We start from the raw sequence: 23281 nt of genomic DNA, 5'->3' as shown, positions 1-23281 counted from the left end.
CCCCGTCCCCCGCACGCCGTGCCGACCTCCAGCGCTCCGCCCCCGCCGCCGCGCGCCCGCCTGGCGCTGGGCATCGTGACGCTGTACGCCAGCTTCGCGGCACTGTGGATCCTGCTGTCGGACACGGTGCTGGGCTGGTGGGTGGACGACGCCCCGACGCTGGCACGCCTGGGCATGGTCAAGGGCTGGGCGTTCGTCGCCGTCACCTCGGTGCTGCTGTACGTGCTGCTGTACCGCTGGTCCGCCCCGGCGGCCACCGCCACGGCCGACGCCACCGGTACGCCGCGCGTGGTGCCGCGCTGGGCGGTGGGCGTGCTGGCCCTCACCATCGTCGGGGTGACGGTGGTGCTGCTGCTGGAGCGCCACCAACGCAACCTGGCGCAGGCTCGCCAGCAGCTGCAGCTGACGCTGCGGGGTTACGCGACGCTGCTGGCGCACTGGGACGCCGAGCGCCGCGCGGACGCGGCGCAGATCGCCGGCTGGCGCTCGCTGGCGCAGGACTGGGCGGCGTTGGGCGACGCCGCCAACCCCGGCGCCGCCCGCCAGGCCCTGGAGGCCAGGCTGGCGCGGCTGCTGCGCGACGGCCGCCACCGCGCCGCCGCGCTGCTGGACGCCGACGGCCGGGGCGTGTGGGCTGGCGCCGCGCCGCAGGACGCCACCACCGCGCTGGCGGCCCTGGCGCCGCGCGCCGCCGCCGGCGCGCTGGTCCGCGAGGTGTGGGCCGAGGCCGATGGAACGCTGCGCTGGGCCTGGGCGGCGCCGCTGGAAGGTGGCGTCGAGCGCCCGGGCGTGCTGGTGCTGCTGGCCGACGAGCCGCGCGAACTGCTGCGCGACGCCGCGATCGGCAACCCGGCCCTGCCGTGGCGGCTGGCGCTGATGCTGCCGTCGGCCGCCACCGCTTCGGTCTGGTGGGGCCCCGGCGGCCCGCCGCGCCAGGCGGCGGCCGACGCCGTGCTGACCGAGACCGTGGCACCGCTGCCGGACGCGCCGCTGCGGCTGGTGGTGCAGCTCGACGCCAGCTGGATCCGCCAGCAGACCCTGCACGACGGCCAGCCGCTGTTGATCGCGGCGTTGCTGGCGCTGTTTGCCACCGTGGTCGGCGTGCGGCTGTTCGACCAGCGCGCGCGCCTGCTGCGCAGCGAGGCGCACGCGGCCGAGCTGCAGGCGATGCGCGACCGCCTGGCCGACAGCGAGGCGCGCTACCGCCTGCTGGCCGAGCAGTCGGCCGACGTCGTCTGGCTGTACGACCTGGTGCAGGAGCGCTTCCTGTACGTCAGCCCGGCGGTGCAGCGGCTGATCGGCCGCGAGCCGCACGAGCTGCTGGGCCGCCCGCTGGACGACGTGCTGACGGACCAGGCGCGGCAGCACGTGCGCACCCGCCTGCCGCAGCGGCTGGCGGAGCTGGCCACCGGGCGCGCCGAAGCCCGCATCGAGACCACCGAGCTGGCGCTGCTCCACGCCGACGGCCGCCTGGTGCTGACCGAGACCGTCTCCACGGTGATCGTCGACGGCCACGGCCGGCCGCTGCAGCTGCAGGGCATCACGCGCGACGTCACCGCCCGGCGCGAGGCCGAGGCGCACGTTCGCCGGCTGTCACGCGTCGTCGAGCAGAGCCCCGCGGCGGTGCTGATCACCGATGCCGACGGCCGCATCGAGTACGTCAACCCGGCCTTCGAGCGCATCAGCGGCTACCGTGCCGAGGAGGTGCTCGGCCGCAACCCGCGCATGCTCGGCGCCGGCCAGGTGCCCCCGGAAACCTGGCGCGAGGTCTGGCGCGCGTTGCGCGCCGGCCAGCCCTGGACGGGCGAGATCGTCAACCGCCGCCCGGACGGCAGCACCTACCTGCAGGCGGTCACGCTGGCGCCGGTGCACGACGAGCGCGGCCGCATCACGCACTTCGTCTCGGTGCAGCTGGACATCTCGGCGCAGCGCGACGCCGAGCAGCGCGCCGACCGGCTGGCGTGGTTCGACCCGCTGACCGGGCTGCCGAACCGTGCGCGGCTGCTGCGCGCGCTGGACGATGCGTTGGCGCACGCGCGCCGTCACGGCCAGCTGCACGCGCTGCTGCTGCTCAACGTCGACCGCTTCAAGACGCTCAACGAGGCGCTCGGCCACGCCGCCGGCGACGCCCTGCTGCGCCAGCTGGCGCAGCGCCTGCAGGCGCTGGGCGAGGACACGCTGCCGGCGCGCCTGGGCGGCGACGAGTTCGCACTGCTGCTGCGCTGCGGCACCGCCGCGGTGCTGGGCGCCTCGCACCGCGCGCAGTCGCTGGCGCACGCGCTGCAGCAGGCGGTGGAGACCGGCTTCGAGTTGGATGGCCGCCCAGTGCACGTCACCCTCAGCATCGGCATCGCCCTGCTGCCGCACGGCGAGGACGACACCGCACTGGAGGTGCTGCGCCGCGCCGACACCGCGTTGCGCCGCGCCAAGGAGGCCGGCGGCCACCGCTGCGACTTCTTCGACGCGGCGCTGGGGGCCTCGATCGCGCAGCGCTTCACGATCGAGCAGGAGCTGCGCCGCGCGCTGGCGCACGACGAGCTGCGCCTGTTCCTGCAGCCGCAGGCCGACGCGCAGGGCCGCTGGCGTGCCGCCGAGGCGCTGGTGCGCTGGCAGCACCCGCAGCGCGGGCTGGTGCCGCCGGCGGAGTTCGTGCCGGTGGCCGAGGGCTGCGAGCTGATCGAGCCCATGGGGGAGTGGGTGCTGCGCGCCGCCTGCGCCGTGCTCGGCCGGCTGGCGCGGCAGGGCCGCCGTGTCACGCTGGCGGTCAACGTCAGCCCGCGCCAGTTCCACCATCCCGGCTTCGTCGACGCGGTGCGCGCGGCGCTGCAGGATCACGGCGCCGCCGGCACCGACCTGGTGCTGGAGGTCACCGAGGGCGTCGTCGTACAGGGCGTGGAGGCGGTGGTGCAGCGCATGCAGGCGCTGACCGCGCTGGGCGTGCGCTTTTCACTGGACGACTTCGGCACCGGCTACTCGTCGCTGGCCTACCTGAAGCGGCTGCCGATCCATGAGCTGAAGATCGACCGCGCCTTCGTGCGCGACGCGCCCGACGACCCGAGCGACGCCGCGCTGGTGGAGGCCATCATCGCGGTGGCCGAACGGCTCGGCCTGCGGGTGGTGGCCGAGGGGGTGGAGACCGACGCGCAGGCGGCGTTCTTTGCGCGCTGGCCGCACGTGCTGCAGCAGGGCTACCGCTGGGGCCGCCCGGCGCCGGCCGACGAGGTGCTGGCCGCCTGGCCGTGGGACGACGGCGCCGGCGCGCCGGGCGGCGCCACGCGGTAGGCCCACACCGGACGGCCGTCCGGACAGTGCCAGACGAAGGTCGGCTCGGTCTGCGGCAGCGCGAACTCCAGACTGACCAGCCACGTGCCGGGGCGCATCTCGGCGGCGGCCTTGGCCGCCGCGCGCGGCATCGTCTCGGGACGCTGGAACAGGTACACGAGGTCGTAGCGCGACCAGTCCTCGGTCCAGAAGTCGCCGCGGCGCACGTGCGCGCCGGCCGGCGCACGCCACCGCGCCAGCAGCACCAGCGGCCAGGCGCGCTCCACGCCGTGCAGCTCGGCGTCGGGATAGGCGCGCTCCAGCGCGCGCAGGCCGTCGCCGGCACCGCAGCCGGCATCCAGCACGCGCGCGCGCGGCGGCAGCCACACCGCCTCGCGCAGGCCGTCGAGCGCGCCGGGCGGGGTCGGGTACAGCGGCGCGTCGCGCCACGCCCGCCACGGGTAGAGGGCCAAGGCCGCCAGCGCCAGCAGCGCCCAGGCCCACGCCGGCGGCATCGGCAGCAACCCCGCGGCCAGCACCCACGACAGCGGAAACCCCAGCGCCATGATGACACGCCGCGCCGGCGTGCCGCCGCGCCGCACGGCCCACAGGCAGGCCAGCAGCGCGACGATCCCGAACGCCTCCGGCACCGGCCGCCGCAGCCCGACGCGCAGCGCCACGTAGCCGGCCCACGCCGCCAGCCACAGCAGCAGCGCCGGCAGCGGCCAGCGGTCGGCGCGGCCCGCGCGGGGGTCGGGGCGCGGCGGCTTCACGTCGCCCGCTCAGCCAGCCAGCGCGCGCAGGCGCTCCAGCAGCCCGTCGAGCTCGTCCAGCGAGGCAAACGCAATCGCCAGCTCCCCCTGCTCGTCGACGCGGGCGCCACGCTTGACGCGCTTCTTTACCCGCACTTCCACCTGCGCCGCCAGCAGGTCCGACAATTCCTCCTCCAGCCGGCGCACGTCGCGCGACTTCTCGCGCTTGGGGCGCGGGGGCTTGAGCGCAAACGTCTCGCCCAGACGGCGCGCCAGCGCCTCGGCCTCGCGCACCGACAGGCCCTTGGCGGCGATGGTCTGCGCCGCGGTGATCTGCGTGGCCTTGTCCAGGGTCAGCAGCGCGCGCGCGTGCCCCATGTCGAGGTCGCCGGCCAGCAGCATGGTCTGCACCGGCTCGGCCAGCTGCAGCAGGCGCAGCAGATTGGTGGCGGCGCTGCGCGAACGGCCGATGGCCTGCGCCGCCTGCTCATGCGTCAGCCCGAAGTCGCGGATCAGGCGCTGCAGGCCCTGCGCCTGCTCCAGCGGATTGAGGTCCTCGCGCTGGATGTTCTCGATCAGCGCCATGGCGGCGGCGGCTTCGTCGGAGACGTCGCGCACCAGCACCGGCACCACCTCCAAACCCGCCAGCCGGGCGGCGCGGAAGCGCCGCTCGCCAGCGATGATCTCGTACACCGGACGCGCGCCACGCGGCGCCGCCGGCGCGAACGGCTGGCCGGCCACGCTGGCGTGCCAGGCGCGCAGGCGCTCCTCGCCCACCTCCTCCGGCAGGCGCCGCACCAGCACCGGCTGCATCACGCCCTGCGCGCGGATGCTTTCGGCCAGCTCGTACAGCGCCCCTTCGTCCATGCGGGTGCGCGGCTGGTACTGGCCGGGCACCAGGTCCGACAGCGGCAGCTCGCGCGGCGCCTCGGGCCCGGCGGCGTCGACGCTGGGCCCGAGCAGCGCGTCCAGACCACGGCCCAGGCCCTTGGGCTTCTTGTTCAGGGTCATCGGTATCACATCCGTTCGATGCGCGCCACCATCTCGCGCGCGAACTCCACGAACGCCTTCGAACCGCGCGCCGACGGGTCGAACACCACCCCCGGCAGGCCGTAGCTCGGGGCCTCGGCCAGCCGCACGTTGCGCGGGATGACGGTGTCGAACACCTTGTCGCCGAAGTGCGCCTTGAGCTGGTCGCTGACCTGCTGCTGCAGCGTGATGCGGGCGTCGAACATCACGCGCAGCAGACCGATCAGGCGCAGGTCGCGGTTGAGGTTGGCGTGCACCTGCTTGATGCTGTTGACGAGGTCGGCCAGCCCCTCCAGCGCGAAGTATTCGCACTGCATCGGCACGATGACGCCGTGCGCCGCGCACAGGCCGTTGAGCGTGAGCAGGCTCAGGCTGGGCGGACAGTCGATCAGCACGAAGTCGTACTCGCCCTGCACCGGCTGCAGCGCCGTGCGCAGGCGGTGCTCGCGCCGCTCCAGCCCGACCAGCTCCACCTCGGCGCCGGCCAGCTCGCGGTTGGCGCCGAGCACGGCGTAACCGATGCGCTCGGGCCGCCGCGCCGCCTCGGCCACCCCGGCCGCGCCCAGCAGCACCTCGTACACGGTGGGCGCCAGCGTGCGCTTGTCCACCCCGGAGCCCATCGTCGCGTTGCCCTGCGGGTCGAGGTCCACGAGCAGCACGCGCTGCCCCACCTGCGCCAGCCCGGCGGCCAGGTTCACCGCGGTGGTCGTCTTGCCGACCCCGCCTTTCTGGTTGGCGATGCAAAACACGCGCGCCATGCGCTCACCCTGCGGCTGACATGTGGGCGCCGAGTTTACGGGGTTTTGTCGCCGTCCCGGCGACGCAGCCAGACCAGGCAGCGCTCGGCGTCCAGCCCCGGCACGGTCAGTGGTTCCACGTGAAACACCTCCGCCCAGGGCGGCAGCGCGGCGATCTCGTCGTGCGGCACGCGGCCTTTCATCGCCATCCAGACGCCGCCGGGCGCCAGCGCGCGGCGCGACCAGGTGACGAAGTCCGCCAGCGCCGCGAACGCCCGCGCGGTGACGACGTCGAACGGCCCGTCCACGCCCTGCACGCGCGCGTGCACGGCGCGCAGGTTCGGCAGCGCCAGCGTGGCCGCCACCTGCGTGACGAACGCGGCCTTCTTCGCCACCGCGTCGACGCAGGTGACCTGCCAGCGCGGCTCGGCGATCGCCAGCACCACCCCCGGCAGTCCGGCGCCGGAGCCGACGTCCAGGATGCGCGCTGCGCCGTCGCGCCCGCGCGCCACCAGCTCGCGCCGCAGCGGCGCCAGCACCGCCAGACTGTCGAGCAGGTGGTGCGTCAGCATCTGCGCCGGGTCGCGCAGCGCAGTCAGGTTGATCGCCGCGTTCCAGCGCTGCAGCAGCGCCAGATAGTCCAGCAGGCGCCGCTGCGCCGCCTCGTCCAGCGTCAGCCCGAGCGCGCGCAGCCCGGCGGCCAGCGCCGCCGGCAGGTCCGTCGCCGGCACGCTCATGCCGCCTGAGGCGCCGCCGCGCCTTCCGCTTCGGCCGCGGCCGCCTCGGCGAAGCCCTTGAAGCGCCCCCGCTTCAGGTGGATCAGCAGCAGCGAGATCGCCGCCGGCGTCACGCCGGAGATGCGCGCCGCCTGGCCGAGCGTCTCGGGGCGGTGCTGCTGCAGCTTCTGCCGCACCTCGATGCTGAGCGCCTTGACCTGCATGTAGTCCAGGTCTTCCGGCAGGCGCAGGTGCTCGTAGGCGGCGGCACGCTGCACCTCGTCGCGCTGGCGCTCGATGTAGCCAGCGTACTTGGCGCCGATCTCGACCTGCTCCGTCACCGGCTCGTACAGCTCGCCCAGCGTTTCACGTGAAACACCGTCCGCGGGCGGCGCGAAGCGGCCGCCCTCCAGCGACATCAGCCCTTCGTACGAGACCCCGGGGCGCCGCAGCAGGTCGAACAGACTGTGCTCGTGCGTCAGCGCCTGGCCGAGCACCCGCTCGGCTTCCGCCGCCGAGACGTTGCGCGGGTGCGCCCACGTCGCCTTCAGGCGCGCCGTCTCGCGCTCGATGGCATCGCGCTTGCGGCAGAACGACGCCCAGCGCGCGTCGTCCACCAGGCCCAGGCGGCGCCCGATCTCGGTCAGGCGCAGGTCGGCGTTGTCCTCGCGCAGCTGCAGCCGGTACTCGGCGCGGCTGGTGAACATGCGGTACGGCTCGGTGACGCCCTTGGTGATCAGGTCGTCGATCAGCACGCCGAGATAGGCCTGGTCGCGCGTCGGCACCCAGGGCTCGCGCCCCAGCACCTGCAGCGCGGCGTTGAGGCCGGCGTGCAGGCCCTGCGCCGCCGCCTCCTCGTAGCCGGTGGTGCCATTGATCTGGCCGGCGAAGAACAGGCCGCGGATCGCCTTCGTCTCGAACGTGGCGCGCAGCGCGCGCGGGTCGAAATAGTCGTACTCGATCGCGTAGCCGGGGCGCAGGATGTGGGCCTGCTCCAGCCCGGCGATCGAGCGCACCAGCGCCAGCTGCACGTCGAACGGCAGGCTGGTGGAGATGCCGTTGGGGTACACCTCGTGCGTGTCCAGCCCCTCCGGCTCCAGGAACACCTGGTGACTGTCCTTGTCGGCGAAGCGGTTGACCTTGTCCTCGACGCTGGGGCAGTAGCGCGGCCCGACGCCCTCGATCTTGCCGGTGAACATCGGGCTGCGATCGAAGCCGGAGCGGATGATCTCGTGCGTGCGCGGATTGGTGTGCGTGATCCAGCACGGCAGCTGGCGCGGGTGCATCTCCGGGCGCCCCATGAAGCTGAACACCGGCACCGGGCGACCCTCGGTTTCCGAGCCCGGCATGCCGTCGCCCGGCTGCTCGGTGCAGCGGCTCCAGTCGATCGTGCGGCCGTCCAGGCGCGGGGGCGTGCCGGTCTTGAGCCGCCCCTGCGGCAGCCTCAGCTCCTTGAGCCGCGCCGACAGCGCCACCGCCGGCGGATCGCCGGCGCGCCCGCCGCTGTAATGCTGCAGGCCGACGTGGATTTTGCCGTCGAGGAAGGTGCCGGTGGTCAGCACCACCGCGCGCGCACGGAAGCGCACGCCGATCTGCGTCACCACGCCCGCCACCCGGTCGCCCTCGACGACCAGATCGTCCACCGCCTGCTGAAACAGCCACAGGTTGGGCTGGTTCTCCAGCCGGCGCCGGATCGCGGCCTTGTAGAGCTTGCGGTCGGCCTGCGCGCGCGTGGCGCGCACCGCCGGCCCCTTGCTGGCGTTGAGGATGCGGAACTGGATGCCGGCCTCGTCGGTGGCCAGCGCCATCGCACCGCCCAGCGCGTCGATCTCCTTGACCAGATGACCCTTGCCGATGCCGCCAATCGACGGATTGCAGCTCATCTGACCCAGCGTCTCGAGGTTGTGCGTCAGCAGCAACGTGCGGCAGCCCATGCGGGCCGCGGCCAGCGCCGCCTCGGTGCCGGCGTGGCCGCCACCGACGACGATGACGTCGAACTCTTCGGGATACAGCATCGACCGAGCGCTCCAGCGACGACGGGCCGCAGCCCCCGACGGGCCCGGCCCCTTGCATGACAGGGGACGCATTGTCCCACGATCGGCCCGACCCCGCACCCGGGTCGACCACCGGTGGCTCACCAGCGCCGCGGCCGGAAGCCCTTGGGCGTCGTGAGCTCGAACATGTCGTCGCGGATGCGCGCGGTGTAGAGACCCGCGGCCTGCGCCTCTTCCTCCACCCCGGCGTCCCAGTCGATGCCGGCCAGGATCCCCACGCGCGCCTTGCCCTTGAGTTCCGGCAGGCAGTCGAACAGCGTCTCCAGCCGCTCGATCAGCCGCCCGATCGCCTCGCGCTTGACGCGGCTCTTGACCTCCACCACCACCACCGTGTTGACCTTGCCGTTGGCCCAGGCCAGCACGTCGTATTCGCGCTCGCGGCCATCCTTGCGGATGCGGCTGCGCGGATTGACGATTTCCATGTGAAAGCGCCGCCGCAGCAGCCGCTCCATCGTCGGCAGCGCCATGCCCTCGGCAAAATAGCCGAACTTGTCGCCCAGCCCGCCGATCTGGCGCTTGAGTTCGCGCAGCTGACGGTCGGTCTCGCGCCCTTCCTCGCGCAGCTCGCGGATCAGATGGTCGGTCTCCTGCAGACGCAGCGCGGTCTGGCGTCCCTGCTCGGCCAGGGCCGCGATCATCGCCTTGAGGTCATCCCAGGACAGTTCGGTGGCGGCGGTCATCGGCACGGTCGGGGTGGCGGTCACGACGTCGTTGCAGTCTAGCACCGTCGAGCCGACGACGCCGGCGCGGCGCGTTTCACGTGAAACCGGCTCGACCGCTCCGAGCCGATGGCTCCCGCGCCCCGCGAGGGCTTGCCTTGCGTCAATCGGACGTCGTACAGTGCAGGGTATCGTTGGCGCTTCCGTCACCCTTCATCGGAGACCCGCACATGACCCGCAACGTCGGCGGCATCGACCGCATCCTGCGCATCGTCATCGGCATCGCCCTGATCCTCGGCGCCGTCAGCGGCACCATCGGCGTCTGGGGCTGGATCGGCATCGTCCCGCTGGCCACCGGCCTGATCGGCTGGTGCCCGCCCTACGCGATCTTCGGCATCAACACCTGCAAGACCGACGCCGGCAAGCAGGACTGACCGGCGCCATGAGGGCAGCCGACCGGGGGACCACCGGCCTGTCCGGGGGCTGTCGACCGCGACCATGCCGCTGAGCCGGCCGCGCCTTGCGCTCGTGCTGGCCGCCCTGCTGATGGCCGCGTCTCCGCCAAGGGCGGCCGCGGCCGGCGTGGCGGCCGAGGCCGCGGCACTTTCGTTTGGCGAGGTATTCGCCCGGCACACGGTGCCGATGCTGCTGATCGAGCCGGCCAGCGGACGCATCCTGGATGCCAACGCCGCCGCGGCGGCCTTCTACGGGTACGCGCAGGCGACCCTGCGCACGATGCGCATCCAGGACATCAACCAGCTCACCGCCGAGCAGGTGGCCGCCGAGCGCGCGCTGGCCGCGCGTGAGGAGCGCAACTACTTCCTCTTTCCGCACCGCCTGGCCAGCGGTGAGGTGCGCCCGGTCGAGGTCTACTCGGTGCCGTTCGAGGTGCAGGGGCAGCGGCTGTTGCTGTCGATGGTGCACGACCTGTCGGCACAGCGCGTCAGCGACCACGAGCGCTGGCGCTACCAGGTCCAGCTCGAAGAGGCCGTGCGCCGGAGCGTGCAGGACATCGAGCGGCTGCACCGGCAGCGCCTGCTGCTGGGCGCTGCCGCCGGCGTGCTGCAGCTGCTGCTGATCGCCGGCCTGGCGGCATGGCTGTGGCGCAGCCGGCAGCTGCAGCGCGAGGCCGAGGCGGCACGCGATGCGGAGGCGCACACGGCTGCGGCGCTGCGCGCCGGCGAAGCCAGGCTGCGTGAGGAGCTGGCCGCGCGCCAGCGGCTCGAGAACCTGATCTGGGGCACCGACCTGGCGACGTGGGAATGGGATCTGACCAGCGACGCGCTGCAGGTCAACGAGCGCTGGGCCGCCATGCTGGGCTACCGCCGTGCACAGCTGGAGCCGCTGACCCGCGCGACCTGGCGCGATCTGCTGCATCCGGCCGACCTGCAACGCCACGAGGCAGCGCTGCAACGTCACCAGGAGGGGGATGCGCCGCTGTACGAAGCCGAGCTGCGGCTGCGCCACCGCGACGGTCATTGGGTGTGGATCCTGGAGCGCGGCAAGGTGGTCGAGCGCGACGAGGTCGGCCGAGTGCGGCGCATGGCCGGCGTGTCCTTCGACATCACCGAGCGCAAGCGGGCCGAGGACGAGCTGGCGCTGGCCGCAAGCGTGTTCACGCATGCGCAGGAAGGCATCCTGATCACCGACGAACGCACCCGCATCGTGCGCGTCAACGACGCCTTCTGCAGCCTGACCGGCTACACGCGCGAGGAGGTGCTCGGCCAGACCCCGGCGCTGCTGCGCTCCGGCCGCCACGACGAGGCCTTCTACCGCGCCATGTGGGACGAACTGCAGCGCCACGGGTTCTGGATCGGCGAAATCTGGAACCGGCGCAAGGATGGCCGGGACCTGGTGGAGCTGATGGCCATCAGCGCCGTGCGCGACGGTACCGGCGAAGTGCGGCACTACGTCGGGCTGTTTTTCGACATCACGGACCAGAAGCTGCGCGAACAGCGGCTGGAGCACGAAGCGTTTCACGACGCGCTGACGGGGCTGGGCAACCGCCTGCTGCTGCGCGACCGCCTGCAGCAGGCCATCGCACGCGCCCAGCGCCACGGCGGCACGCTGGCGCTGGCTTACCTCGATCTGGACGGCTTCAAGGCCATCAATGACACGCATGGCCATGCCGTCGGCGACCAGCTGCTGCGCGTGATGGCCGAGCGCATGCGCAGCCTGGTGCGCAGTGTCGACACGGTGGCGCGCCTGGGCGGTGACGAATTCGTCGTGCTGATCGCCGACCTGCAGGATCCACGGCAGGCCGAACCGCTGCTGCGACGTCTCCTGGCGGCGCTGGCTGAGCCGGTGGAGTACGGCGGCCAGCGCCTGCAGGTCACGGCCAGCATCGGCGTGGCGTTCCTGCCCACCAGCGGCGCGCACGATCCGGACCAGCTGCTGCGCCAAGCCGACCAGGCGATGTACCAGGCCAAGCAGACCGGACGCAACCGCGTGCACGTGCACGGCGCGCCCGACACCCCTCCCCCGTCGTGAGGCCCGCAGCGGCTGGACCGTTCAGGCCGCCGGCGCCGGCTCGGCCCAGCGCGCGCGGATCGCCAGCATCGCCGGCAGCTCATCGAGAAAGGCATCCACCAGGCGCGGCTCGAAGTGCCGCCCGCGCTGCTCGCGCAGCAGCGCCACCGCCTCCTCCACCGGCCAGGCGCGCTTGTACGGCCGCGCCGAGGTCAGCGCATCGAACACGTCCGCCAGCGCGACGATGCGCCCGGCCTCCGGAATGTCCTCGCCGGCCAGGCCGCGCGGGTAACCGCTGCCGTCCCACTTCTCATGGTGCGTCCAGGCGATGTCGCGCGCCATGCGCAGCAGGTCCGAATCGTCGCCGTCGAGCAGTTGCGCGCCGATGGTGGCGTGGGTCTTCATGATCTCCCACTCGTGCGGCTCGAAGCGCCCCGGCTTGAGCAGCACCGCGTCGGGGATGCCGATCTTGCCGATGTCGTGCATCGGCGCGGCGTGCAGCATCAGCTCCACGGCCGCGTCGTCCCAGCCGACCGTGCGCGCCAGGTGCGCGGCCATGTGGCTCATGCGCAGGATGTGGTGGCCGGTCTCCTCGTCGCGGTATTCGGCTGCACGGCCGAGCCGTTGCACCACCTGCAGCCGCGTGCGCCGCACCTCCTCGGTGCGCTCCCGCACCAGCGCCTCCAGCGTCGCCGCCTGGTCATGCAGCAGCCGGTGCGCCAGGTGCGCCTGCAGCAGGTTGCGCACGCGCATCGCCAGCTCGTTGAGGTCGAACGGCTTGGTCAGGTAGTCGCGCGCACCGGCGTCGAGCGCCCGCAGCAGGAAGTCCCGCCCGGGCTGCGCGGTCAGCACGACGATCGGCGGCAGCAGCGGGTCGGCCAGCGCGCGCAGCTGCGCCATCACCTCGAAGCCGCTCAGGTGCGGCATGTTGAGGTCGAGCAGGATCAGATCCGGGCGCTGCGCGCGGTAGCGCGGCAGCACCTCGCGCGGGTCCTGGATCGCCTCGACGTTGGTGTAGCCGTGGCTGGCCAGCATGCGCTGCAGCAGGCGCAGGTTGGCCGGCTCGTCATCCACCAGCATCAGGCGGGCGTGTTGCATCATCAGGCTCATGCGGTCGATCCTCCGCCCTGCGGCGGGCGCCGCTGCTGCAGCAGCTCGTCGATGCGCTGCAACAGCCGCGGCACGTCGAACGGTTTGGTCAGATAGTCGTCGAAGCCGGCGGCGCGGCCGCGCTGCACGTCGCCGGGCAGGGCGTTGGCGGTCAGCGCCACCACCGGGATGGCGCGCGTGGCCGCATCCTCGCGCAGGATGGCCAGCACCTGGTAGCCGTTGAGCCCCGGCATCGAGATGTCCAGCAGGATCAGGTCGGGGCGGTGCGTACGCGCCAGCTCCAGGCCGAGCGAGGCCGTGTGCGCGGTCAACAGCGCGATGCCCGGGCGGCGCGCCAGAACCTGCGCCATCAGGCGCAGGTTGGCGGGATTGTCCTCGATGTAGAGCACGGTGTGGCGCGGTGCGGCCGCATCGGCCGGCGCCGCCGGCGCCGCCGGCATCCCGCGTTCGGCCCACGAGGCCGCGGCCGCCGCCGCGTCGGCGCGCGGCAGCTCGATCCAGAACGTGCTGCCTTCGCCGACGACGCTTTCGACGCCGATGGCGCCACCCATCATCTCCACCAGCCGGCGCGAGATCACCAGGCCGATACCGGTGCCCTCGATCTCGGTGGTCTCCGCCCCCAGCCGGTTGAACGGCTGGAACAGCTCGCCGAGCCGCTCGGGCGCGATGCCGGGGCCGGTGTCGCTGACCAGCAGCCGCACGCGCTCCCGGCCCGGCTCCAGCATCAACTGCACGCGCCCCTGCGGGCGGTTGTACTTGATCGCGTTGGACAGCAGGTTCAGGATGACCTGCTTCAGGCGCGTGCGGTCGGCACGCACCACCACCTCCTCGACCGCCGGCACCGCCTCCAGCGTAATACTGCGTGCCTGCGCCAGCGGCAGCACCAGCGTCACCGCCTCGGCGGTGAGCGCGCGCAGCTCCACCGGCTCCAGCGACAGGTCCACCCGCCCGGCCTCGATGCGCGACAGGTCCAGCACCTCGTTGATCAGCTCCAGCAGGTGCTGGCCGGCCTTGAGGATCTCGTCGACGTCGGCGCGCGCTTCCGGCGGCAGCGCCGGGTCGGCCCGCAGCAGCTGCGCGAAGCCGAGGATCGCGTTCATCGGCGTGCGCAGCTCGTGGCTCATGCTGGAGAGGAACTCCGACTTGGCCTGGTTGGCGCGCTCGGCCTCCTCGCGCGCGCGCACCAGCTCCTCCTCCACCGCCTTGCGGGCGCTGATGTCGACGTGGATGCCGATCATGCGCCGCGGCTGGCCGGCGGCGTCGCGCTCGACCACGCTGCCGCGGCACAGGATCCACTTGTAGCCGCCGTCCTTGCAGCGCAGGCGCAATTCGACCGCATACTGCTCGCGCCGGCCGGCCAGGTAATCCTCCAGCACCCGTGCCACGCGCGGCAGGTCGTCGGGGTGCACCGAGCCGCGCCACTGCGCGATGGTGGGCTCCAGTTCGCCGCGCGCGTAGCCGAGCATCGCCTCGTAGTGGCCCGACATCTCCATGCGGCCGCTCGAGATGTCCCAATCCCACACGCCGTCGCCGGCGCCTTCCACCGCGATGGCGAAGCGCTGCTCGGTCTCGTGGATGCGCCGCTCGGCCTCGACGCGGTCGGTGACGTCCTGCACCGTGCCGACCAGCCGCACCAGCCGTCCCTGCTCGTCCAGTTCCGGCTGCCCCAGCTCGTGGACGTGGCGCACCGTGCCGTCCGGCCGCACGATGCGGTGCACCACATCGTAGCGCCCGGTCGTGCGCGCCTCGTCCTCGCGCGCCAGCACCAGCGCGCGGTCCTCCGGGTGCACCGCGGCGCGGAACAGCTCGATGCTGGGGGTGATGGATCCCGGCTCGTAGCCGAAGATGCGGTAGATCTCGGCGGACCACACCAGCTCGCCGGTGCGCAGGTCGGCCGACCAGTTGCCCAGGCGCGCCAGCTCCTGCGCCTGCAGCAGCTCGCGCGTGCGCTCGGCCAGCGCCAGCTCGGCCATCTTGCGCGCGTGGATGTCCTGCACCACGCCCAGCATGTGCAGCGGACGGCCCTGCGCGTCGCGCTGCACCGCGCCGCGCTCCAGCAGCCAGCGCACCGTGCCGTCGGGCCACACCACGCGATGCTCGATCTCATACGGCACGTCGCGCTCGACGCAGGCGTTGACGGCGTCGATGACGGCCTGGCGGTCGTCCGGGTGCACGGCCTTGAGAAAATTCTCGTAGCTCGTCTCCAGCTCGCCCTCGGGGTAGCCGAACAGCGACGCGATGCGCTCGCTCCAGTACAGCTCGCCGGTCTGGATGTTCCAGTCCCAGGTGCCGATGTTGGCGTAGATCTGCCCGCGCCGCAGCCGCTCCTTGTGCACCTCCAGCGCCCCCAGCGCCTCCTTCAGCGGCGTCACGTCGGTGCGGATCGAGACGTACTGCACCGGCGTGCCGTCGACACCCGGCACCGGCGCGATGGTGCTGACGACCCAGTACGGGCGGCCGTCCTTGCGCCGGTTGCAGATCTCGCCCTGCCAGATGCGCCCGGCGCGGATCGTCGCCCACAGGTCGGCGTAGAACGCCGGCGGATGCGCGCCTGACTTGACGATGCGGTGGTTGGCGCCGAGCAGCTCCTCGCGCGCGTAGCCGCTGACGGCGCAGAAGCGCTCGTTGACGTAGGTGATGCGGCCGGCCGCGTCGGTGATGCTGACGATGGCGTGGGCATCCAGCGCCTGCAGGATGTGCTGGCGCTGGCGCTGCAGCGCCTCCAGCCGCCGCGCGCGCTGGCGCTCGCGGCAGCAGCGCAGCGCGCGCGCCTGCACGGTGGCCACGAGCTGGGCTCCATCCACCAGCTTGACCAGGAAGTCGTCCGCGCCGGCCGCCAGCGCCGCGCGCTGGCGCTCAGGGTCCTGCTCCGCCGACAGGAACAGCACCGGCAACCGGGCCGCGTCCGGCCGCTGACGCAGCGCCGCGGCCAGCTCGACGCCGTCGAAGTCCGGCATGTGCAGATCCAGCAGCAGCACGTCGGGGTCGAACGCCTCCAGCGCCTCGAACAGGCGCGCCGGCGCGCTCAGCGTGCGCACCTGCATGCCGGCCCGGCGCAGCAGCTCGGCATGGAGGATCCGGCTGGCCTCGTCATCGTCGACCACCAGCACGCGCCAGTCGCTGCGCCCCAGGCACGGCAGCAACGTCGCCAGCGCATCGGGCAGCTCGCTGGCCGCACGCTCGAAATCCACGCAGCACGCCGCGCCGGCGCGCACCGCCGCCACGTAGGCCGGCAGGTCGTGCCGGGCCGCCAGCACCACGCACGGCACGCCCGGATCGGCGCACCAGCGCGCCAGTTCGCCCGCATCGGCCAGCGCGTCCCACGCCACCACGCGCGCGTTCAGCACCCCGGCCGCGGCCGGCAGCGGCTGCGGTGCGGTCACTTCCGCCACGGTCCAGCCGTCGGCCTGCAGCGCCTCGCGCGCCTGCCGCGCCGCCGCCCCGTCGGGCACGCACCACTGCACCGTGCCGGCCTGCAGGCCGACGGTGTCGTTCAGACGCCACTGCCGCGCGATCATGCGGCGATTGTTGCCGGAACCGCCTGCGGGCCGGCCTCATACCAAGGCAGTGCCGGACCGAACCAGCGCGCCACCTCGTGCGCCGGCAGCGCTGGGGCCAGCAGCCAGCCTTGGATGGCGTCGACCCCGTGGCGCCGCAGGTGCCAACGCTGGGCCTGCGTCTCGACCCCCTCGGCCACGGTCTGCAGGCGCAGCAGCCGCGCCAGCCGCGCCACGCCGCGCACCACCGCACCGTCGGTGGCGTCATGCGGAATGCCACGCACGAACTCGCGGTCGATCTTGATGCGGTGCAGCGGCAGGCGCTTGAGCTGCGCCAGCGACGAGTGCCCGGTGCCGAAATCGTCCAGCGCCAGCTGCACCCCCTGCGCCATGAGCTGCTGCAGCGTGGCGCGCGCCTGCACCGGATCGGCCATGGCCTGCGATTCGGTGATCTCCAGCTCCAGCGCCGCGCCCGGCAGGCCATGGCGCTGCAGCGCGCCCTGCACGCGCTGCGGCAGATCGCCCAGCCGGAACTGCTGCGGCGAGAGGTTGACCGCGACGCGCACCTCCGCGCCCTGCGCGCGCCAGCCGCGCGCCTGCCGGCACGCCTGCTCCAGCACCCAGTCGCCCAGCGGCACGATCAGGCCGCTGCTCTCCGCCACCGCGATGCAGCGCGCCGGCGGCACGGCCCCCAGCACGGGGTCGTGCCAGCGCAGCAGCGCCTCCACCGTGCGCACGCGGCCGTCGGACAGGTCCAGCTGCGGCTGGTAGTGCAGCTGCAGGCCGCCGTGGCGCAGCGCGTGCTGCAGCCGCTCGTGCACGCGCACGCGCTCGTCCAGCGCGGCGGCCATCGCCGGCGCGTAGCGCGCCACGCCGCGGCGGCCGGCCTCCTTGGCGGCGTACATCGCCAGGTCGGCGCAGCGCAGCAGCGCCTCGGCATCGGCGGCGTCGTCCGGAAACAGCGCCACGCCGACCGAGGCGCCCAGGCCCACCTCGGCATGGTCGAGCGCGAACGGCTGCGCCAGCGCCTGCAGCAGCTTGGCCGCCACGCGCTCGGCCGCCGCGCCGTCGGTCACCTCCGACAGCAGCACGACGAACTCGTCGCCGCCCAGGCGCGCCACCACGTCGGCGCCGCGCACGCTGGCGCGCAGCCGGCGCGCCACCTCGATGAGCACGCGGTCGCCGGCCACGTGTCCGTAACCGTCGTTGATGCCCTTGAAGTCGTCCAGGTCCACCAGCAGCACCGCGCCGCGGCGGCCGCCGCGCTGCGTCTGCAGCACCGACAACCGCAGCAGCTCGTGCAGCTGGGCGCGGTTGACCAGGCCGGTCAGCGCATCGTGCGTGGCCTGGTGGCGCAGCGCCTCGGCCATGCGGCGCGCCTCGGTGACGTCGCGCATGAAGACCACCGCGCAGCGCGCGCCGGCCACCTCGCACACCCCGAGCGCGATGTCCACCGGCACCTCGTGGCCGTCGCGGTGGCGCAGCCGCAGGTTCGGCACCCGCCCCATCGGCCGGCTGTGCGGATGGCGAAAAAACTGCTGCACCCACTGGCGGTGGCGCCCGGCCAGCCCGAACGGCAGCAGTTCGTCCAGCGGGCAGCCCACCAGCGCCTGCGGCGGGTGGCCGGTCAGCCCCTGCACCGCCGCGTTGGCCAGCACGATCGTGCCCTGCGCGTCCACCAGCAGCACGGCATCGGGCGCGGCGGCCACGATCGCCTCGCCCAGCTCGGCGCAGCCCTCGCCGAACTCGGCGCTGGCCAGCGCCTCGCGCAGCCGCTCGTGCACCACCACCGCCGCGGCGTCCCGCTCCCCGTGCAGCGAGCCCATCGCCAGCCCTCCCCAGCGGCGCCGGGCTCAGGCCGCCTTGCGCGCGGCGGCATGGGCCTCGCGCGGCAGCGGCCGGTTGACGGCGGTATCGTCCCACCTGGCCGGCACGGCGGCGGCACGGACGGCCGCCGCGCCGCCGCGCCACACCGCCACCGCCTCGCCCAACCGCTCGGCCTGCTGGTGCAGGCTGCGCGCCGCGGCGGCCATCTCCTCCACCAGCGCGGCGTTGCTCTGGGTGTTCTGGTCCAGCTGCGCCACCGCCTCGCCGACCTGCGCCACGCCGCTGGACTGCTCGGCGCTGGCGGCGGAGATCTCGTTGACCAGCTGCGTGACCTGGCGCACCTGCTCGACGATCTCGCCCATGCGCGCGCCGGCCTGCGCCACCAGCTCGGCGCCGCCGCGCACCTCGGCCACGCTGCCCTGGATCAGCGCCTTGATCTCCTTGGCGGCGTCGGCGCTGCGCTGCGCCAGCTGCCGCACCTCGCCGGCCACCACCGCAAAGCCGCGGCCGGCTTCGCCCGCACGCGCCGCCTCCACCGCGGCGTTGAGCGCCAGGATGTTGGTCTGGAAGGCGATGCTGTCGATGACGGCGACGATCTGCTCGATGCGCTGGGAGCTGGCGGTGATGCGCTCCATCGTGCGCACCACGTCCTGCACCACCTCGCCGCCGGCGGCGGCCACGCTGCTGGCGCTGGTGGCGAGCTGACTGGCCTGCTGCGCGCTGTCGGCGTTGTGCCTGACGGTGGCGGTGAGCTGCTCCATCGAGGCGGCGGTCTGCTCCAGGCTCGCGGCGTTGCTCTCGGTGCGCGCCGACAGGTCCTCGTTGCCCTGCGCGATCTGCTCGGCCACGGTGCCCAGGCCCCCGACCTGCTGCGCCACGTCGTCCACCAGCGCGCGCAGGTTCAGCCCCGACTGGTTGATCGCGCGCAGCACCATGCCGATGTCGTCCACCCGGTTGAGGTTGAGGTTCTCGCCCGGCGAGCCGCTGGCCACGGCCTGCGCCTGGCGGCGGATGGCGCGCAGCGGCACGACGATCTGGCGCATCAGGAACACGTCCGCGAGCAGCGCGGCCAGCACGGCGGCGGCGGCCACCACGCCCTCGGCCGCCCACGAGCCGCCGAGCATCGCCATCACCGCGCCCACCAGCACCGGCAGCAGCGCCGTGCCCCACACCGCCAGGCGGATGCGCGCCGCGGTGGACAGCCGCTGCGGCAGGCTGCGCCAGGCCTGCCAGCCGGTGCGCACGATCAGGCCCTTGTGGAACGCCAGCCCCTGCGCGCGCCCCTCGCGAAAGCGCCGGTACAGCGCCTCGGCGGCCTCGATCTCGGCGCGCGTCGGCGCGGTGCGCACCGACAGGTAGCCGGCCAGCTGACCGTCGCGCACCATCGGCGTGGCGTTGGCGCGCACCCAGTAGTGGTCGCCGTCCTTGCGCCGGTTCTTCACCAGCGCCGTCCACGACTCGCCGCCCTTGATCGTGGCCCACATGTCGGCGAAGGCCTCCGGCGGCATGTCCGGATGGCGCACGATGTTGTGCGGCTGGCCGGTCAGCTCGGCGACGTCGAAGCCGCTGACGGCGATGAAGGCCGAGTTGGCGTAGGTGATGCGGCCCTTGGGGTCGGTGGTCGACAGCAGCGTCTGGCGACCGTCGAACGGGAACTCACGCTGGGTGACGGGCTGGTTGATGCGCATGGCCCCCTCCTGAAAACTGCGCCGGGACCGCCCAGTATGGCCTTCCTTCGTCGGCCAATGTGCAACAATGTGCTAAAAGTCAAACCAATACTGACTCCAAAGTGACGAAAGTCACTCCCGATGCGGTTCGCGGCGTCTCAAGCCACCAAAACGGAAGCTTCGCGGTGTACGTGAGGTCACCATGAATCTTGATGGGCGATCAGCCCATCCCCCCCCCCCCGGTTTTCCCAAGGTCCGGGCCGGGCCCGAACCATTGCAGCCGCCGGCGACCCAGGCGAAGCACCAGCCCGTCGCGCTCCAACCGCGCCAGCATGCGCGAGGTGGTCTCCGGCGCGCAGCCGCACAGCTCGGCCAGATCGTCGCGCGGCGGCAACCCGATCTCGCGCGTGCCCTGCTCGCGCCCCAGCAGCTGCACGGTGGCCGCCACGCGCGACAGCGCATCGGGCAGGCGCGCCACCGCGGCCCAGTCCGCCAGCGTCTCGGTCACGCGCAGCTGGTGCCGCACCAGCCAACCGGCCACTTCCGGCGACTGGCGCACGCCCGGGCGCACCATCGCCAGCGGCAGCTCGCACACGCGCGTCGGCAGCACCGCCACGGCGTCCGCGCCCGGCCCTTCGGCCACCAGCGCGCGCAGGCTCAGCGCGTGGCCTGCGCCCAGCACCGCCACCGCGCGCGGGCCGCCAACGCCCGGGTTGCGCCGCAGCAGCAGCGCGCCCACCTTGATCGCGTGCAGGTGGCGCGACGGCACGCCCTGCGCCAGCAGCGTCTCGTCGGGCGCCAGGCGGCGCTCGCGCACGTAGGCCTCGTCCAGCCCCGGCTGGCGCAGCAGCGGCCGCAGCGCGCAGACCGACTGGGTGGCGCAGCGGTTGCAGGGCGAGGCGGGCGGCATCGTCGGGCTCCTCGGCAGGCGGCGCTAGCGGTAGACGTCCGCCTCTCCCGGCGGGCGGGTCTTGAAGCGCCGGTGCAGCCAATGGTACTGCCCCGGGTCGGCCTCGATCCAGCGTTGCAGCTCGGCGTTCATGCGCGCGGCGTCGGCCGCGTCGTCCCCGGTCGGAAAACCCGCCAGCGGCGGAAGCACCTGCACCGTGTAGCCGCGCGCGTCCAGCCGGCCGATCACCGGCACCACCGGCGCGCCGCCCAGCGCCGCCAGCCGGCCCAGCGACGTCACCGTGGCCGCCGGCACGCCGAAGAACGGCGCGAACACCGCCGCCTCGCGCCCCAAGTCCATGTCCGGCAACAGGTAGACGGCGTACCCGGCGCGCAGCGCGCGCGCCAGCCCGCGCGTGCCGTCGCGGCGCGACACCGTCAGCGGCCGGCCGAAGCGCTCGCGCCCGGTGCGCACCCAGGCGTCCAGCCGCGCGTTGACCTGCGGCGCGTACATGCCGGCCCAGGGGCGCTCGATGGCCTGCGTCAGCCGCGTCCACGCCGCATCCAGCCCCATGAAGTGCGGGGCGAACACCAGCACCGGGCCGGGCTGGCGCAGCGCTTCCACCGCCCCCTGCAGCCGCACGCGCCGCGCCACCACCGCCGCCGGCGCGTGCCAGAGCCAGACGCGGTCGACGAACGCCTGACCGAAGTGCACGAAGGTGCGCCAAGCCCAGCCGAGCCGCCGCCGGCGCGAGGCATGCGGAAAACACAGCGCCAGGTTGCGCAGCACCACGCGGCGCCGCGCCACGCCACCGACGAACAGCGCCGCGCCCAGCAGCCAGCCCGCCGCGCGCAGCAGCGGCAACGGCAGGCGCGCCAGCGCGCGCAGCCACGGCGGGCCGGGCGGGGCATCGGCGGTCAGGGCGGGGCATGCCATCGGTGGCCGGCATGATAGCGGCGCGGCCACCGCGCCTGGTCGCGCCCGGCGCACATTAGCCCCGCGGCCGCGGTTCAGAACGGCGCGTCGAGCCGGATCCAGGTGGTCTTCAGCTCGGTGTACTTGTCCAGCGCGTGCAGCGACTTGTCGCGCCCGATGCCGCTCTGGCGAAAGCCCCCGAACGGCACCGTGATGTCGTCCTCGTCGTACTGGTTGACGTGCACGGTGCCGGCGCGCAGCGCGCGCGCCACCGCGTGCGCCTTGTTGAGGTCGCGCGTCCACACCGCCGCCTGCAGGCCGTAGATGCTGTCGTTGGCCTGGCGGATCGCGTCCTGCGCGTCGGTGAAGGTGATCACCGACAGCACCGGGCCGAAGATCTCCTCGCGCGCGATCGTCATGCCGTTGTGCACGCCGTCGAAGATGGTGGGCTGCACGTAGCAGCCGCCCGGCACCGGCTCCACCGCCTGCCCGCCGGCCAGCAGCCGCGCACCCTCGGCCTGGCCGAGCTCGATGTAACGCATCACGGTGCCGAGCTGCTGACGGTCCACGATCGCGCCCATCACCGTGGCCGGGTCGCGCGGATCGGCCGGCTGGTAGCGCGGCACCAGCTCCAGCGCCCGCTGCAGGAACGCGTCCTTGATCGAGGCCTCGACGAACAGCCGCGACGGCGCGTTGCAGCTTTCGCCCTGGTTGAAGAACACGCTGCCCACCGCCGCCTGCACCGCGCGGTCCAGGTCCGGGCAGTCGGCGAACACGAGGTTCGGCGACTTGCCGCCGAGCTCGGTCCAGGCGCGCTTGAGGTTGCTCTGGCCGGCCATGACGTGGATCTGCTTGCCCACGCGCGTGCTGCCGGTAAACGCGATCGCATCCACGTCCATGTGCAGCGCCAGCGCGCTGCCGGCCTCCGGCCCGAAGCCCGGCACGACGTTGAACACCCCCGGCGGCAGGCCGGCCTGCAGCGCCAGCTCCGCCAGCCGCAGCGCGGTGAACGGCGACTTTTCGCTGGGCTTGAGCACCACGCTGTTGCCCACCGCCAGCGCCGGGCCGACCTTCCACGCCGCCATCAGCATCGGGTAGTTCCACGGCACGATGACGCCCACCACCCCGACCGGCTCGCGCGTCACCAACGCCAGCGCGGTGCGCGGGGTAGGCGCGATCTCGTCGTACACCTTGTCGATCGCCTCGCCGTACCAGCGGATGCAGTTGGCGGCGCTGTGCACGTCCACGCTGCGCGCGTAGCGCACCGGCTTGCCCATGTCCAGCGTTTCCATGCGCGCCAGCTCGTCGGCATGCGCCAGGATCAGCTCGGCCCAGCGCACCAGCACGCGCTTGCGCGCCGCCGGCGCCTGGCGCGCCCAGCGCCCGTCCTCGAACGCCGCGCGCGCCGCCGCCACCGCCGCGTCGATGTCGGCACCGCCGCCGCGCGCGACGTCCGCCAGCAGGCGGCCATCCACCGGCGAATGCTTGGCGTAGGTCTGGCCGTCGCGCGCCCAGACGCGCTGGCCGTCGATGAGGGCGCGGCCGTCGAAGGCCGGCAGGGTCTCGGAAGGGATCGTCGTCATCCGGGTCTCCTCACTCGGGCGGCGCCGGCGCGGCCCCTGCCGCGCGACGCACCGCCATCACCGCCCCCATCGTAGCCACCCCGAGCCGCGCCGGCCCCGGCCATTGGCCCGCGCGG

The 23281-nt window shown here is 73.5% G+C and carries 16 protein-coding genes; 3 read left to right on the top strand and 13 right to left on the bottom strand.

Features of this window, described 5'->3' with window-relative positions; translation table 11 throughout:
* The first annotated feature begins 18 nt into the window (after positions 1-18).
* Positions 19-3282 carry an EAL domain-containing protein gene (locus Tsedi_RS05585; RefSeq protein ID WP_143894490.1) on the top strand — a complete coding sequence of 1088 codons (3264 nt, stop codon included), beginning with the start codon at positions 19-21 and terminating at the stop codon, positions 3280-3282.
* On the opposite strand, the gene Tsedi_RS05580 is transcribed toward Tsedi_RS05585, so the two are convergent.
* The 6 genes from Tsedi_RS05580 to Tsedi_RS05555 form a co-directional block, all read right to left on the bottom strand.
* Positions 3189-4034, bottom strand: a complete 846-nt coding sequence (locus Tsedi_RS05580) for a class I SAM-dependent methyltransferase (protein ID WP_185970590.1) — start codon at positions 4032-4034, stop codon at positions 3189-3191. The genes Tsedi_RS05585 and Tsedi_RS05580 overlap by 94 nt on opposite strands.
* Positions 4035-4043: 9 nt before the next feature.
* Complete coding sequence (locus tag Tsedi_RS05575; RefSeq protein WP_143894488.1) at positions 4044-5024, bottom strand: ParB/RepB/Spo0J family partition protein; 981 nt, start codon at positions 5022-5024, stop codon at positions 4044-4046.
* Between the two features lie 5 nt (positions 5025-5029).
* Positions 5030-5800, bottom strand: a complete 771-nt coding sequence (locus Tsedi_RS05570) for a ParA family protein (protein WP_143894485.1) — start codon at positions 5798-5800, stop codon at positions 5030-5032.
* Positions 5801-5835: 35 nt separating this feature from the next.
* On the bottom strand, positions 5836-6516 hold the full coding sequence (gene rsmG, locus Tsedi_RS05565) for a 16S rRNA (guanine(527)-N(7))-methyltransferase RsmG (protein WP_143894484.1): 681 nt from the start codon (positions 6514-6516) through the stop codon (positions 5836-5838).
* The gene (gene mnmG, locus Tsedi_RS05560; protein WP_143894482.1) at positions 6513-8510 is read right to left on the bottom strand and encodes a tRNA uridine-5-carboxymethylaminomethyl(34) synthesis enzyme MnmG; all 1998 of its coding nucleotides are present in this window, start codon (positions 8508-8510) and stop codon (positions 6513-6515) included. Before mnmG ends, rsmG begins: the two co-directional genes overlap by 4 nt.
* Before the next feature lie 119 nt (positions 8511-8629).
* Positions 8630-9253: a DUF3782 domain-containing protein gene (locus tag Tsedi_RS05555; RefSeq protein ID WP_143894480.1), complete on the bottom strand. Its 624-nt coding sequence runs from the start codon at positions 9251-9253 to the stop codon at positions 8630-8632.
* 185 nt (positions 9254-9438) lie between these two features.
* Between Tsedi_RS05555 and Tsedi_RS05550 the strand changes: the two genes are divergently transcribed.
* Together Tsedi_RS05550 and Tsedi_RS05545 are read left to right on the top strand one after the other, a co-directional pair.
* Positions 9439-9642, top strand: a complete 204-nt coding sequence (locus tag Tsedi_RS05550; RefSeq protein WP_143894462.1) for a YgaP family membrane protein — start codon at positions 9439-9441, stop codon at positions 9640-9642.
* A gap of 64 nt (positions 9643-9706) precedes the next feature.
* Complete coding sequence (locus tag Tsedi_RS05545) at positions 9707-11698, top strand: sensor domain-containing diguanylate cyclase (protein WP_143894460.1); 1992 nt, start codon at positions 9707-9709, stop codon at positions 11696-11698.
* Positions 11699-11719: 21 nt separating this feature from the next.
* Here Tsedi_RS05545 and Tsedi_RS05540 read toward each other — a convergent pair whose 3' ends face one another.
* The 7 genes from Tsedi_RS05540 to Tsedi_RS05510 all read right to left on the bottom strand — a co-directional run bounded on the left by Tsedi_RS05540 (position 11720) and on the right by Tsedi_RS05510 (position 23165).
* Positions 11720-12787 carry an HD-GYP domain-containing protein gene (locus Tsedi_RS05540; RefSeq protein ID WP_143894458.1) on the bottom strand — a complete coding sequence of 356 codons (1068 nt, stop codon included), beginning with the start codon at positions 12785-12787 and terminating at the stop codon, positions 11720-11722.
* Positions 12784-16305 carry a PAS domain-containing protein gene (locus Tsedi_RS05535; protein WP_143894457.1) on the bottom strand — a complete coding sequence of 1174 codons (3522 nt, stop codon included), beginning with the start codon at positions 16303-16305 and terminating at the stop codon, positions 12784-12786. The genes Tsedi_RS05540 and Tsedi_RS05535 overlap by 4 nt, the downstream gene beginning before the upstream one ends.
* Positions 16302-18110, bottom strand: coding sequence for a putative bifunctional diguanylate cyclase/phosphodiesterase (locus tag Tsedi_RS05530; RefSeq protein ID WP_143894455.1), 1809 nt, complete (start codon positions 18108-18110; stop codon positions 16302-16304). The genes Tsedi_RS05535 and Tsedi_RS05530 overlap by 4 nt, the downstream gene beginning before the upstream one ends.
* 27 nt (positions 18111-18137) lie before the next feature.
* Complete coding sequence (locus Tsedi_RS05525) at positions 18138-19799, bottom strand: methyl-accepting chemotaxis protein (protein ID WP_143894453.1); 1662 nt, start codon at positions 19797-19799, stop codon at positions 18138-18140.
* Between the two features lie 199 nt (positions 19800-19998).
* A complete protein-coding gene (locus tag Tsedi_RS05520; protein WP_143894451.1) occupies positions 19999-20688 on the bottom strand; it encodes a Crp/Fnr family transcriptional regulator in 690 nt (229 codons plus the stop codon).
* Between the two features lie 24 nt (positions 20689-20712).
* On the bottom strand, positions 20713-21603 hold the full coding sequence (locus Tsedi_RS05515) for a lysophospholipid acyltransferase family protein (protein ID WP_143894449.1): 891 nt from the start codon (positions 21601-21603) through the stop codon (positions 20713-20715).
* Between the two features lie 74 nt (positions 21604-21677).
* Complete coding sequence (locus Tsedi_RS05510) at positions 21678-23165, bottom strand: aldehyde dehydrogenase (RefSeq protein WP_143894447.1); 1488 nt, start codon at positions 23163-23165, stop codon at positions 21678-21680.
* Between the last annotated feature and the right edge of the window lie 116 nt (positions 23166-23281).

The organism is Tepidimonas sediminis, assembly GCF_007556605.1.
Taxonomy (GTDB): domain Bacteria; phylum Pseudomonadota; class Gammaproteobacteria; order Burkholderiales; family Burkholderiaceae_C; genus Tepidimonas; species Tepidimonas sediminis.
The sequence above is the reverse complement of the archived record's forward strand: the minus strand, read 5'-3'. Positions and strand labels throughout refer to the sequence as shown.

Excerpts from the sequence above, each read along its gene's own strand:
- Tsedi_RS05575 (WP_143894488.1), bottom strand. The coding sequence starts at position 5,024 with ATGACCCTGAACAAGAAGCCCAAGGGCCTGGGCCGTGGTCTGGACGCG.
- Tsedi_RS05570 (WP_143894485.1), bottom strand. The coding sequence starts at position 5,800 with ATGGCGCGCGTGTTTTGCATCGCCAACCAGAAAGGCGGGGTCGGCAAG.
- rsmG (WP_143894484.1), bottom strand. The coding sequence starts at position 6,516 with ATGAGCGTGCCGGCGACGGACCTGCCGGCGGCGCTGGCCGCCGGGCTG.
- mnmG (WP_143894482.1), bottom strand. The coding sequence starts at position 8,510 with ATGCTGTATCCCGAAGAGTTCGACGTCATCGTCGTCGGTGGCGGCCAC.
- Tsedi_RS05550 (WP_143894462.1), top strand. The coding sequence starts at position 9,439 with ATGACCCGCAACGTCGGCGGCATCGACCGCATCCTGCGCATCGTCATC.
- Tsedi_RS05545 (WP_143894460.1), top strand. The coding sequence starts at position 9,707 with ATGCCGCTGAGCCGGCCGCGCCTTGCGCTCGTGCTGGCCGCCCTGCTG.
- Tsedi_RS05540 (WP_143894458.1), bottom strand. The coding sequence starts at position 12,787 with ATGAGCCTGATGATGCAACACGCCCGCCTGATGCTGGTGGATGACGAG.
- Tsedi_RS05535 (WP_143894457.1), bottom strand. The coding sequence starts at position 16,305 with ATGATCGCGCGGCAGTGGCGTCTGAACGACACCGTCGGCCTGCAGGCC.
- Tsedi_RS05530 (WP_143894455.1), bottom strand. The coding sequence starts at position 18,110 with ATGGGCTCGCTGCACGGGGAGCGGGACGCCGCGGCGGTGGTGGTGCAC.
- Tsedi_RS05525 (WP_143894453.1), bottom strand. The coding sequence starts at position 19,799 with ATGCGCATCAACCAGCCCGTCACCCAGCGTGAGTTCCCGTTCGACGGT.
- Tsedi_RS05520 (WP_143894451.1), bottom strand. The coding sequence starts at position 20,688 with ATGCCGCCCGCCTCGCCCTGCAACCGCTGCGCCACCCAGTCGGTCTGC.
- Tsedi_RS05515 (WP_143894449.1), bottom strand. The coding sequence starts at position 21,603 with ATGGCATGCCCCGCCCTGACCGCCGATGCCCCGCCCGGCCCGCCGTGG.
- Tsedi_RS05510 (WP_143894447.1), bottom strand. The coding sequence starts at position 23,165 with ATGACGACGATCCCTTCCGAGACCCTGCCGGCCTTCGACGGCCGCGCC.